Genomic DNA, 12,728 nt, shown 5'->3' with positions numbered 1-12,728 from the left:
ATACATTTCAATTTGAGTTTCAGCCTCATTATAAATTGCTTTATGACTGAATAAATTTATATCAAAATTTCCTTGAAAACGCCAATTCAAATGAGATAAAATATTCACATTAAAAGCCGCCGTAATTCCTTGAGCATCATTATAAGCAGGTTCTAAAACTTCTTTAGATTTGTGTAAATCAATCCCTAATAAAAAATAATTTCCTGGTTGTAAACTTCTAGTAATTTGAGTCAAGAAATGGTCAAATTCTGGTGGAGAAAAATTCCCAGCAGAACTTCCTAAAAAACAAACCGTTCTTGATTCTTGAGGATTCGATTCTAGGTAATCTAAAGTTTGTTGATAAGTTCCCAGTAATCCCTGAATCAAGAAATCTGGATATTTTTTTTGTAACTCTAATATGGTATTTTTAAGTATTCCTCCACTCACATCAGTTGGTACATAAGCAAAAGAATTACCTATTCTTTGATAACCATTTAATAATAAACGAGTTTTAGTCGAACTTCCACTACCTAATTCTACTAATTCTTGACTATTAGTTAGTTCAGCAATTTCATCAGCATATTGCTCTAAGATAGAAGTTTCTGTACGAGTCGGATAATATTCAGGTAAATCGCAAATTTTTTCAAATAATTCAGAACCATAATCGTCATAAAAATATTTTGGAGGTAAAATCTTGGGATTTTTAGTTAATCCAGCAATTACATCTTCCCCATCATTTTTAACAGTTTGATAACTATCATTGAGAATTTTTATAAGTTGTGGGGACATTGATTTATTCCTACACAAAAGTGGACACTCAAGAGTTTTATATTAACAAATTTTGGACAAAAACTTGTTATCATAAAGTTATTTAGCAAATAATATTAGCATAAATCGTCCATCGAGTAAATAAACAGATTATCAAATTAACAAATCTCACCTTAATCTAATTCTCTAGAGAGTACAAAGTTCTCCTCAAGAATAATTTGCTTATCTGACTGAAAGTATTACTGAAAAAGACTTACAGCACCTAAAGCTATAAATATAAAGTTTCTAATTTTTAGATAGCTGAAAGCCTTTGATAGCAATAGTTATTCCGATAAATTTGCACTGCCTAGAAGATAATTTATAAGATAATAAAAAATAAGCAATTCATAAAATATCTAAAGTTATAATTATCTTATGTCTGCTCAAGTCAAACTGACTATTATTGAAGGAACTCTGATCGGTAAAGAATTTATATTTAAAGAACGAACTATTTGCATTATTGGTCGTCATAAAGATTGTAATCTAAGACTACCAAGTGATGAAGAGCATCGTACTATTTCTCGCTATCATTGCATACTTTATGTTAATCTTCCAGATATTCGTATTCGTGATTTTGGTAGTAAAAATGGCACTTATATTAATGGTAAAAAAATTGGGCAACGTCAACCCAATCATACTCCTGAAGCTGACCCAAAAATTCAGTTCCCTGAATATAATTTAAAATCGGGAGACAAAATTCAATTGGGTACAATTGTTTTTGAGCTAAGTATTGAAACTCAAAGAGAGATAGTTTCTACCCCTAAAAAATCTCAGGCAGAAACTGTTAAATCATTGGTTAAAACAGCCAAATCAAAAAGTGATAATTTCATTAAAATTCCTGGCTATAGAACAATTAAGTTATTAGGTAAAGGCAGAAATGGAGAAGTTTATTTAGCTAGAAATAATTGTACTCAAAAATTAATAGCTATCAAAATAATTTTGCCAGAAACTAATACTCATCCTCAAGCTATAGATCAATTTTTGAGAGAATTAGAAAATACTAAAGCTTTAAATCATAAAAATGTTGTCAGATTGGAAGATTATAGTTATAGCGATCGCCAATTTATTTTAACTTTAGAATATTGCAATGGTGGTAGTATTTGGAGTTTATTGGAACGTTGTGGTTATCAATTATCTATTAATATGGCAGTGCCAATTATTATCCAAGCTTTAGATGGCTTAGATTATGCTCACAATGCAGAAATTCCTTATTTTAACAAAGCAGATGGTAGTTTTGACAAAGGGAAAGGTTTAGTTCACTTGAATATTAGACCAGCTAATATTTTTCTGAGTAATATAAATAGTTCAACAGTGGTAAAAATAGCAGATTATGGATTAACAAAAGCTTTTGATTTTGCCGGCTTCAGCAATCAAATAATTGGGGGAAACAAAGGAGAAAATTTTCCATTTATACCTAGGCAGCAAATAATTAATTTTAAAGATGTAAAACCGGAAGTAGATGTTTGGGCAATGGCAGCAACTTTATACAATATGTTAACTGGTGCATATCCCCGTGATTTTGTTGGTAAAGATCCAATTTTAACTATATTGCAAACTAAACCTGTGCCCATTAGAAAGAGAAATATTGCTATTCCTAAATCATTGGCAGAAGTTATTGATTTAGCATTAATTGATGAGCCAGAAATTTATTTTAAAACTGCTAAAGAATTTAAGCAGGCATTATTAGGTAGTATTTTTTAGGGAAGGAATAAGGAAGAAGAAAGAAGGAATAAGGAAGGAGGAAAGAAATTACATCAGTCTGTAGCTCGATGCCTTATAAATTTTAGTATTAACAGCAAACATTATGGTTTTTTTGTGAAAAGGAAAGTTTGGTTATATAGCAGTTTCCGTGCGTTATGAGGTACAGTTGTTTTGTAAGCATTCAGCTTTTAGCTATTAGCAGTCAGCAAATTCTATCTATAGCAGGGAAGAGGGAACAGGGAACAGTTGAAAAAGTGTTTCCGTGGTCTTTGATTCATCATCAGTCTATGTCCTAACTGTCTTGGCGGTTGCTATAAACCTGAAAATGGCTTTAAATGAATACAAGCTTTAAAATCTGCTTTGATTGTAAGATTCAATTTACCTCAACAAAGCCAAGCTTTTATCTCAAACTAAAAAAAATAGCTGACCGGTAAATGCTGACTGCTGTTGGCGGAGCATTCCGTAGGAAATGTTTACGTTGTTTTTCTTCTTTTTTATTCCCTATTCTCCGTTCTCTACTTCTTAAAACCTAAAATTTTTTAGGCATTTAGCTGTTAGCAGTCAGGAGTCAGTTCCTAGATTTTTAATGAATAAATACTGTATTTCTTTAACTTCTACTAGCAATTAATGAAATTATTTTTGCCGTTCAAAATATATAATGCTTAAACTTTTATAAAGTTTTTAGATGATTAAGTATTTGAAGATATATTTTAGGTAAATGGGTATATCTCATATTTGCAAAAAATACCTTATTCTCTATTTTATGCTTCCTAAAAGCCATAAATTTTGGGGTTTCTTAAAAATTGATATCCACTCAGCTAAATTATCATTATTATAGGTTTATGATAACTTTATTAATCCAAAAATTACACCAACTAGCTCGAGGAACAATTCTAATAATTGTATTAATAGGTTTAATTGCTTGCCAATCAAATTCACCTGTTAAAAAAACTAAAATTCGTGCAGCCCATAGTAATTGGGTTGAAGAACATTTCCAAACAGAAATTGTGAATATTGGTCTAGAAAAACTTGGTTATCAAATTGAAAAACCCATAGAAATTGACTATCCTGCTATTTATTTATCTGTAGCAAATGGAGACCTAGATTATAGTACCATTGGCGGTGAAAAAGCACACCAAGAATACTTTAATAATGCTGGGGGTGAAAAAAAGTTAAAGCGACTTGGAAATCTAGTTCCTAAAGTGGTACAAGGCTATCAAATTGATAAAAAAACTGCTGATAAATATAAAATTACTAATATCGGACAACTTAAAGACCCAAAAATTGCTCAACTATTTGATTCAGATGGTGATGGTAAAGCTAACTTAGTTGGCTGCAATCCTGGTTGGTTTTGTGAACGAATAATCGATCATCAAATTAAAGCTTATGGATTAGAAAATACAGTTGAACACAATAGAGGACAATATATTATTTTACTGGCAGATGTTATTAGTCGCTATCAGCAAGGGAAAAGTGTTCTTTATTATGCTTATAATCCTCACTGGATATCTACAGTTTTAAAACCAGATCAAGATATAATTTGGCTAGAAGTTCCTTTTACTTCTCTGCCAGAGTCTATAAAAAATATCACAGAAAAAGACACCACTCTAGCAGGTAAAAATCTGGGATTTGCTGTTGATAAACTACAAATTTTTGCCAATAAAAAATTTTTAGAAGCTAACCCAGTTGCTAAACGTTGGTTTGAACTTGTTCAAATTCCAGCAGAAGATATGAATGTTGAAAGTCTATATATTAAAGATGGTGAAGACTCTCCAGAGGATATCCGTCGCCATAGTCAAGAGTGGGTGAAAAATAATCAAGAATTATTTGATAGTTGGTTAGAAGAAGCAAAAAAGATGGAAGATTTTTAACTGAAACGCTCCCTGGCAATATGCCCGGACTACAACCCAGTTATCCAGTTATCAACGCCTCACAATCATGGCAATAAATGCGGTTTCTTGGTTGCTTGGAAAAGTTAGGCAAAGAAACTCGGTTTCTCATATAAACCTGGTTTCTGGGTTTCCTTTCGTAAGTTCTGAAGTTATCGCTTTTTTGTTATATCTAAATTAAATAATTGTCAATATTTTCTATCCAAAATTAACAGAAATTAACCTAAAAATTAAGAATACTTAAATAAAACAAAATCTTATTATTTTACTGACAAACTATAGCATAAGTAGGGAAAAATAGAAATTTTACCTTACATTTTACTCAGGACTTAGGCAAAGAAACCCGGTTTCTTGTAGAAACCGGGTTTCTGGGTTCGGAAGTAGGGACGAATAGCCATTTGCCCTGACATTTTTGCTGTAACTAAACTTGACACACAAAAGACATCAAAATCTGAGACAATTAAACTAACAAACAAATCCATAATTGTTAACCACAAAACGGAGAAATTAAATGAAATTAGCCTACTGGATGTATGCAGGTCCTGCTCACATTGGCACATTGCGGGTTGCCAGTTCCTTCAAAAACGTTCACGCTATTATGCACGCTCCCCTTGGTGACGACTACTTCAACGTTATGCGTTCCATGTTAGAAAGAGAACGCAACTACACACCAGTCACCGCTAGTATTGTTGATCGTAATGTATTAGCGCGGGGTTCCCAGGAAAAAGTAGTAGATAACATTGTCCGCAAAGACAAGGAAGAAACTCCAGATTTAATCGTTCTCACTCCCACCTGCACCTCTAGCATTTTGCAAGAAGACTTAGAAAATTTTGTTGAACGCGCTCAAATAGACAGTAAAGGTGACGTCATGTTGGCAGATGTTAACCATTATCGCGTCAATGAACTCCAAGCAGCAGACCGCACTTTGGAGCAAATTATCAAATATTATATTCAGAAAGCCAAAAAGAAAGGGGAACTCCCAGAGGGAAAAACTGAGAAACCTTCTGTAAATATCATCGGTATTTCCACTCTTGGTTTTCACAACCAACATGACTGCACCGAGTTAAAACGCTTGATGGCAGATTTAGGTATCGAAGTTAATGAAGTCATTCCCGAAGGTGCGTCCGTTCACAATTTAAAAAATTTGCCTCGCGCTTGGTTTAACCTCGTACCATATCGCGAACTAGGGATAATGGCAGCTAAATATTTAGAATCTGAGTTTGGTACACCTTATATTGATATTGCTCCTATGGGTGTGGTGGAAACTGCTCGCTGTATTCGGAAAATTCAACAGGCGATCAATGCTCAAGGTGCAAATGTTGACTATGAAGAATTTATTGATAATCAAACTTTGCACGTTTCTCAAGCAGCTTGGTTTTCTCGTTCCATTGACTGTCAAAATTTGACTGGCAAAAAAGCGGTGGTATTTGGTGATAATACTCATGCTGCTGCCATGACGAAAATTTTGGCACGGGAAATGGGTATTCATGTTGTTTGGGCGGGTACTTATTGTAAGTATGATGCAGACTGGTTCCGGGAACAGGTGAGCGAATATTGTGATGAAGTTTTAATTACTGAGGATAATGGAGAAATTGGGGATGCGATCGCTCGTGTGGAACCTTCCGCAATTTTTGGTACGCAAATGGAGCGTCATGTGGGTAAGCGGTTGAATATTCCTTGTGGTGTTATTGCTGCACCTATTCATATTCAAAATTTTCCTCTTGGTTATAAACCTTTTATGGGTTATGAAGGTACTAATCAAATTGCCGATTTGGTTTATAATTCTTTTACTTTGGGAATGGAAGATCATCTATTAGAAATATTTGGCGGACATGATACTAAAGAGGTTATTACGAAGGGTATTTCTGCTGATTCTGATTTGAACTGGACGAAAGAAGCAAAAGCAGAATTGAATAAAGTTCCTGGTTTTGTCCGGGGGAAAGTGAAGCGAAATACAGAAAAGTTTGCCAGAGAACGTGGTATTGCCGAGATTTCTTTAGAAGTTATGTATGCTGCTAAAGAAGCTGTTGGTGCTTAGTTAATTCTTGTTAGTTTTGAGCTGGGTTTTCCCCCACCTTTTTTAATCAAAAAAGTGCTTTCAATCTTGTAGTGCATTGTTTTACCTTAAATGGTGCAATAGCTGTAGGTTACAAAAATGTTTCTCCCCGACTCCCCTACTCCCTAATGTACCATTTTAGATGAAACAGTCCACTACAAACTTGATCATTTTGAATTAGTTGAGTAGGGTGTGAAGCGCGTTTGCGCAGGAAAGCGTAACGCACTGAAATATCTGGTATAAGGGGTGCGTTACATTTCATTAAGGCACCCTACCAAATTTTGCCATCTCCCAACGACCCCATCACCCAACCACTCAATCACCCCAACTCCGTTACTTCAAATGAGCAATAGTCACCCCACTACCTCCATCACTTTTTCCAGCTAACTCAAAACGTTCCACCAAAGGATGATCCTGCAAAAATTCATGGATACCTTGCCTCAACTTACCTGTACCCTTACCATGAATAATCCACAACAAACCATATTCGATCGCTCTCGACAACGCCCGATCAACTTCAATTTGAGCATCCGCTACTCGACTTCCACGAATATCAATAGTATTTTGAGAAGTACGCACAGCTAAACCACTAGAAGTAATTTCTGGTTGACTTTCCTTAGACTTACCCTCTGTTTTCTTACTTCTTTTTTGAGACTCCACATTTTTGCTCTTCTTCAAAGACTCTACCTTCTCACCATCCAGAGACTCGACTTCTGCTAAATTGACCGTCATTTTCATCACCCCAAATTTAACAGTCAACTCATCATTTTCATTAGCAGCAGTCAACACTTCTGCCGTTTGCCCAATTTTCGGAATTTTAATGCGATCGCCTACTTTGGGCATAAAACCAGGTTTCTTGGGTGTCGGAGTCCGAGAAGGCAAATATTTCTCAGAAATTTCATTAATAGCATCAGTTGCCTTCTGAGCATTTCTCCCAATCAAAGGACCCTGTTGCAAATTTCTAATAACCGTCGCTATCTCCGCTTTCGCTTCCGCAATTTTTTCCTGTACCGCCACCTCCTGCGCCAATTTTAATTCCCGTTCCCGTTCCTTCAGAGCTTCTGCTTTGCGAGCAACTTCCCGATGCAAATACTCAGTTTCTTGTAATAATTGAGATGCTTCTTTTGCCTTAGTTTCTTGTTGTTGTCTTTGCTCTTCCAAACCAGCAATGACTTGATTCACATCTTCCGAATCTCCCCCAACATAATTTTGCGCCCTATCAATAATATCTTGTTTTAAACCTAATCTACTAGCAATAGTCATAGCATTTGAACGTCCAGGAATACCCCAAAGTAAACGATAAGTTGGTTGCAAAGAATTAGTATCAAATTCCACGGAAGCATTTTCAAACCTTTCATCATTATATTTGAGAGCTTTCAGTTCTCCAAAGTGAGTAGTCGCCACCGTTAATAATGCGTTATCTGCTAAATATTGCAGCAGAGAAATTGCCAAAGCACTACCTTCAGTCGGGTCAGTACCTGCACCAACTTCATCTAATAAGACAAGAGTTGGTGATAAACGAGAATTGTCTTGATTTTCATCTACAGATAAATCGTCAACATCTAAATTATTTTTATCTATAGATAAATTATCAATTTCTCTTAATTTTAAATCTTGATTTTTGAGGTTTAAATTATTTTCATCTATAGATAAATTATCAACATCTGAATTATTTTCCTTGCCAGAAAAGTCGTCAATTTCTCTTAATTTTGACTTTTGACTTTTGACTTTTGAATTGTCTATTACTTTTGAATTAATAATTACTTTTGAATTTTGAATTTTGACTTTTGAATTGTCTATTGCTTCTAAAATCCTAATAATTCGTCGAATATGACCAGAAAAAGTAGATAAACTTTGCTCCAAAGACTGCTCATCACCAATATCAGCCAATATTTGCTCAAACCAAGGTAACTTCACAGGTTCATTCGCCGGAATAAACAACCCTACCTTTGCCATCAGTGCAGCTAAACCCAGACATTTCAAAGTAACAGTTTTACCACCAGTATTCGGACCCGTAATAGCCACCACTCTCACTGGGGGTTTAACATTCACATCAATAGGTACTACCGAACTTCCTTGCTCGTGCTGCTGTTGCCATACCAACAATGGATGTCGCAACTGACGCATAATCATCGGTTGTTCCGACTCCGGATCGGTAAATTGAGGCGCACTAGCTCCTAACCATAAACTATAACGAGCGCGAGCTGTAGCCAAATCAATAATTGTAGCGATCGCCAATAAATGCTCCAAATCTTCCTTAACCTCGGCCACCTGATCGGTCAGACCTTGCCGAATCACTTCCTCTTCCCTTTCAGCTTGACGTTGCACTTGTCGCATTTGATTATTCAGGTTGACAACTGCATTAGGTTCAATGTATAATGTCGAACCCGTCGTCGAAGTATCATGGACAATACCAGGGACAGCATCTTTTTGAGGAGCCTTCACCGGAATTACAAAGCGATCGCTCCGTTGAGTAATAATCGGTTGTTGAATAGCACCTGCTTTGTTTTGTAAAATCCTTCGGAGAATAGTATCAATGCGATCCCGGATATGGTGCATTTTTTCCCTAATCCCTGCGAGTTTAGGACTAGCTCTATCCGTAACATCCCCCCGGTCATCTATACAACGGTGAATTTCTTGTTCTAATTCTGGGTAAGTCCGCAGATCGGCCACCAATTCTGGCAAAACAGACAATTCGTATTCGGACTCATAACCATCAATTGTCCGACGTAACTTACGAACCCCTGCTAGAGTTGTGGCAATAGCTAAAAGTTCTAGTCCAGAAAGTATACCACCTAATTCCGCTCTTTGCAGACAATCTCCAATATCCTCAATGCCATCAAAAGACAAACCCTGTGGGAGAAGAGTTTCTAGTTTATAAACTTCCTGAGTTTGAGCTAATAACTGTATTGTTTCCGACCTGGTGGACGGAATTAGTAAATGACGAGCCGCTATTGCTCCTAGTTTAGTAGCAGTAAAAGTGGCCAAATGTTGGCACAAGCGAGGCCATTCTAATAATTCTAAAGTCTCCGATTGAATCAAAGTTTATTTATAAAAGATTATGAACTATGAAATATAATATACTACAATCATCAAAATTGTGTGAGGATTTAGTACAGAAAACTGGTTGATCAAATTAAGTTGACCCATCTGAATGATCGGGGCAATCAACCAAGTTTCTGGTTTTGGTATATAAGTTACTTTAAGTTAATGTTACAGTACTGGCTGGCGTGTCTAGACTAAAATTGTGGGGAAGAGCATCTGAGAAGACTTTTCTCCTCACTCTTCTCCTGTCCTGACAGGAAAAGGGAAAAATACCCCTAGAGCTATACTTTATCAACATTTTTCTCGATCGGGAATTACGCAGAAACACTATACCTGGTAGGGGCTAATGACATTCTTTATCAACATTTTTCTCGATCGGGAATTACGCAGAAACACCATACCTGGTAGGGGCGAATGCCATTCTTTATCAACATTTTTCTTGATCGGGAATTACGCAGAAACACCATACCTGGTAGGGGCGAATGGCATTCGCCCTCTACTTCATTTTGTGTAGCACCCGAAAAAATGTGTTGCTGGGCATCAAAAAATTTACCTCATTGTGTGCAGCACCCGAAAAAATGTGGCGAAGGTGTTGCTTGGCACCAAAAATTATGATAAAAAAAATTTTAATTGCTTGTGTTCGTATGTGTGCATAATTTTTTATTCAACAGAAAAAGATTAAGGTAGCAAGACAAAAATAGTTCAGGACTTACGCAACTGGAACGTATTTTCGTCATTGCGACCGAAGGGAAGCAATCTCAAACCCTTGTTTTTCCTACCTCATGCGTAAGTCGTATAGTTCTAACTATCGCCTCATCTCAAAATAGCGATCGCCCATTAAATGACCAGACCTCAAAAAAATTAGCAGGACTTATGCAAAAGATTAAATCATACACAATATGTAGGGGTTAACGGCCCCCCTACTAGATATGGTGGCTCCCGTGTAAGTCCTGATTTTATTAAGTAAGATAGAAAATAATGCTTTGTAGGGAACACTAAAGTATTATTAACTAATAAATGGGTGCATCATGGATATCGAAATTACTAACAATAACCTCAGTCAAGGTTGGCCAATTAATGGTGAAGATACCGATCTATTAAATACATTACTTCCTCAAAGGGGGGATATAGGAAGCAATATTCCTCTAATAGTAAGAGATTCAGAGAATTTACTACCCAGAGAAATTTCTGGTTATGGACCAGGAGATTGGCTGGAAGTGGAAATTATGGCTGAGGAATTAGAGATATCCAGCGATACAGATATTTTGGGCGTTTCTGAAGACTCTTTAATGAGGGGGCAAGAGTTGGAGGGCGATCGCCTGCTAGGAATGCCAGCCATACCTAGGTCTCTAGAGGTCGGAGATATAAGCAAAATTGCTGAAGAGGCTATAGATAAATGGTCTGAAACAGAGTTAGGGCGATCGCTACCGGTAAATTGGGATGAGGTGGTCTTCCAGGTTGCAGATTTGCCAGGAGCAATTTTGGGACAGGTTGAGAGAAACAAGGTTATTATTGACTCCACGGCGGCTGGTTACGGTTGGTTTATCGATGAAACTCCATGGGAGGATACAGAGTTCGGCCTGTCTGCTACGGGTTTAAAGGCGGAGGAAGGTAGTCCTGCTGAGGGCAAAATTGACTTGTTGTCAGTGTTAAGTCACGAGTTAGGTCATGTTTTGGGACTTGACGACTCGACTATACAAGGGGAGTTGATGAGTGGTTCTTTGGGTGTGGGCGATCGCCGCTTGCCTAGGGATGCGATAGGGATTGAGTTTATCCCAGAAGAAGAGTTGCTCCTGCCTCACAATCTGGTAGTGGGTGATGGTGTGAAAAATGCTTTAGTTAGTGGTCTCAATAAACTAGCTGAGGAACTAGATAGTTACAGCGAAGATTTGGGCAATCAATTATTAGCTTCTATTCCTGGTTTATTGAAAGACGGTGGGGCTATCAACAGTATTAAAATAATTAGACAAAGTTTAACATAAATAGACATTTACTATGATATACTAGATTTATGTCTAACAAATTTAACTATAAAAATGAGGTGGCCAATAAATTGAAATGCGATCAATCAAGACTAAATTAAAAGTTAATAATAAACAAAAAACCATACTTGCTAAACACGCGGGTGTCGCTCGTCATGCTTATAACTGGGGATTGGCAACTTGTATTGCGGAATACAAAAGCACCAAAAAACGCCCTAGTGCTATCACTTTGCATAAACGTTTGGTGGCTGAAGTTAAAAGTGAAAATCCCTGGTATTATGAAGTATCAAAGTGTTCCCCCCAGCAAGCCTTAAGAGATTTAGATAGAGCATTTAAAAACTTTTTAACTGTTCCTAAACATGGATTTCCGAACTTTAAGAAAAAAGGGAAAAAAGATAGTTTCTATTTAGAAGGAAGCATTAAAATTCTGAAAGGAAACTATATAAAACTACCCAGAATAGGAATAGTAAAAACTTATGAAATCTTACCTTCTGTACCATTAAAAAACGTTACTATATCAAAACGTGCCGATAATTGGTATATAAGTTTTAAATATGACGAGCAGCCTAACCCTAGTACAAAAGAACAAGATATTATTGGTGTAGATGTTGGTATAAATGCTCTAGCAACTTGTAGTGATGGAACAAGATTTGACAATGTTAAAGCCTACAAACAAGCTAAAAAGCGATTAACTCGTTACCAACGCAGTGTAAACAAAAAAGAGTCAGGCTCTAAAAACAGAAGGAAAGCCGTAAAAAGATTAGGGAAACTTCACAAAAAAGTAGCTGATATCAGAGCAGATGCACTACATAAACTAACAACATGGCTAGCTAAAAACCACAGCACCATAGTGATAGAAGATTTGAATGTAAGTGGAATGCTCAAAAAGCGGTCGAGGGATGGCGAGGTCTCCTCGCCATATCCAATCGACCAAGAGATCATAAATTAGCAAGTGCGATAGCAGACTGTGGCTTTTATGAGTTCAAGCGTCAACTGACATACAAGTGCGAGTGGTATGGAAGCCAGCTAGTGATAGCAGATAGATTTTATCCAAGTTCTCAGACATGTTCTCACTGTGGGTACAAACAGAAAATGCCATTGAGTGTGAGGACTTACAAATGTAGCAGCTGTGGTTTTGAAGCAGACAGAGACTTTAATGCTGCTGTCAACCTAGAAAACTATGTGAAGAAGTAGCTTGAGTTCCAAGCGATTTTAAGCCTGTGGAGAAGATAAGTTGCAGACAATAGTCAGTGGTCTTCAGTGAAACAG

At 36.6% G+C, this 12,728-nt stretch carries 10 protein-coding genes; 7 read left to right on the top strand and 3 right to left on the bottom strand.

Annotated elements, in window-relative coordinates; genetic code table 11:
• Positions 1-768: L-histidine N(alpha)-methyltransferase (gene egtD, locus VKJ25_RS02690; protein WP_324235083.1), on the bottom strand; the 768-nt coding region annotated here is incomplete at its 3' end.
• Positions 769-1,161: 393 nt separating this feature from the next.
• Between egtD and VKJ25_RS02685 the strand changes: the two genes are divergently transcribed.
• Both VKJ25_RS02685 and proX read left to right on the top strand, forming a co-directional pair.
• Positions 1,162-2,487, top strand: a complete 1,326-nt coding sequence (locus tag VKJ25_RS02685) for a protein kinase domain-containing protein (RefSeq protein WP_324235082.1) — start codon at positions 1,162-1,164, stop codon at positions 2,485-2,487.
• An 842-nt stretch (positions 2,488-3,329) separates the two neighbouring features.
• The gene (gene proX, locus VKJ25_RS02680) at positions 3,330-4,358 is read left to right on the top strand and encodes a glycine betaine/L-proline ABC transporter substrate-binding protein ProX (RefSeq protein WP_324235081.1); all 1,029 of its coding nucleotides are present in this window, start codon (positions 3,330-3,332) and stop codon (positions 4,356-4,358) included.
• Positions 4,359-4,705: 347 nt separating this feature from the next.
• Here proX and VKJ25_RS02675 read toward each other — a convergent pair whose 3' ends face one another.
• Positions 4,706-4,858, bottom strand: coding sequence for a hypothetical protein (locus tag VKJ25_RS02675; protein ID WP_324235080.1), 153 nt, complete (start codon positions 4,856-4,858; stop codon positions 4,706-4,708).
• A gap of 29 nt (positions 4,859-4,887) precedes the next feature.
• Between VKJ25_RS02675 and bchB the strand changes: the two genes are divergently transcribed.
• A complete protein-coding gene (gene bchB, locus VKJ25_RS02670; protein ID WP_324235079.1) occupies positions 4,888-6,414 on the top strand; it encodes a ferredoxin:protochlorophyllide reductase (ATP-dependent) subunit B in 1,527 nt (508 codons plus the stop codon).
• Between the two features lie 351 nt (positions 6,415-6,765).
• Here bchB and VKJ25_RS02665 read toward each other — a convergent pair whose 3' ends face one another.
• Positions 6,766-9,474 carry an endonuclease MutS2 gene (locus VKJ25_RS02665; RefSeq protein ID WP_324235078.1) on the bottom strand — a complete coding sequence of 903 codons (2,709 nt, stop codon included), beginning with the start codon at positions 9,472-9,474 and terminating at the stop codon, positions 6,766-6,768.
• A gap of 349 nt (positions 9,475-9,823) precedes the next feature.
• On the opposite strand from VKJ25_RS02665, the gene VKJ25_RS02660 reads away from it, so the two are divergent.
• The 4 genes from VKJ25_RS02660 to VKJ25_RS02645 all read left to right on the top strand — a co-directional run bounded on the left by VKJ25_RS02660 (position 9,824) and on the right by VKJ25_RS02645 (position 12,653).
• Positions 9,824-9,991, top strand: a complete 168-nt coding sequence (locus tag VKJ25_RS02660) for a hypothetical protein (RefSeq protein WP_324235077.1) — start codon at positions 9,824-9,826, stop codon at positions 9,989-9,991.
• 514 nt (positions 9,992-10,505) lie between these two features.
• A complete protein-coding gene (locus tag VKJ25_RS02655; RefSeq protein ID WP_324235076.1) occupies positions 10,506-11,459 on the top strand; it encodes a matrixin family metalloprotease in 954 nt (317 codons plus the stop codon).
• A 76-nt stretch (positions 11,460-11,535) separates the two neighbouring features.
• Complete coding sequence (locus tag VKJ25_RS02650; protein ID WP_324235075.1) at positions 11,536-12,408, top strand: RNA-guided endonuclease InsQ/TnpB family protein; 873 nt, start codon at positions 11,536-11,538, stop codon at positions 12,406-12,408.
• On the top strand, positions 12,378-12,653 hold the full coding sequence (locus VKJ25_RS02645; RefSeq protein ID WP_324235084.1) for an RNA-guided endonuclease InsQ/TnpB family protein: 276 nt from the start codon (positions 12,378-12,380) through the stop codon (positions 12,651-12,653). Before VKJ25_RS02650 ends, VKJ25_RS02645 begins: the two co-directional genes overlap by 31 nt.
• The last annotated feature ends 75 nt before the right edge of the window (positions 12,654-12,728 follow it).

The organism is Okeania sp., from assembly GCF_035285525.1.
Classification (GTDB): Bacteria; Cyanobacteriota; Cyanobacteriia; order Cyanobacteriales; family Microcoleaceae; genus Trichodesmium.
Note: the sequence above shows the minus strand (reverse complement) of the source record. Positions and strands in the feature narration are given on the sequence as shown.

What these genes read in the sequence shown, in the direction of transcription:
- VKJ25_RS02685 (WP_324235082.1), top strand. Translation starts at nt 1,162, where the DNA reads ATGTCTGCTCAAGTCAAACTGACTATTATTGAAGGAACTCTGATCGGT.
- proX (WP_324235081.1), top strand. Translation starts at nt 3,330, where the DNA reads ATGATAACTTTATTAATCCAAAAATTACACCAACTAGCTCGAGGAACA.
- VKJ25_RS02675 (WP_324235080.1), bottom strand. Translation starts at nt 4,858, where the DNA reads ATGGATTTGTTTGTTAGTTTAATTGTCTCAGATTTTGATGTCTTTTGT.
- bchB (WP_324235079.1), top strand. Translation starts at nt 4,888, where the DNA reads ATGAAATTAGCCTACTGGATGTATGCAGGTCCTGCTCACATTGGCACA.
- VKJ25_RS02660 (WP_324235077.1), top strand. Translation starts at nt 9,824, where the DNA reads ATGACATTCTTTATCAACATTTTTCTCGATCGGGAATTACGCAGAAAC.
- VKJ25_RS02655 (WP_324235076.1), top strand. Translation starts at nt 10,506, where the DNA reads ATGGATATCGAAATTACTAACAATAACCTCAGTCAAGGTTGGCCAATT.
- VKJ25_RS02650 (WP_324235075.1), top strand. Translation starts at nt 11,536, where the DNA reads ATGCGATCAATCAAGACTAAATTAAAAGTTAATAATAAACAAAAAACC.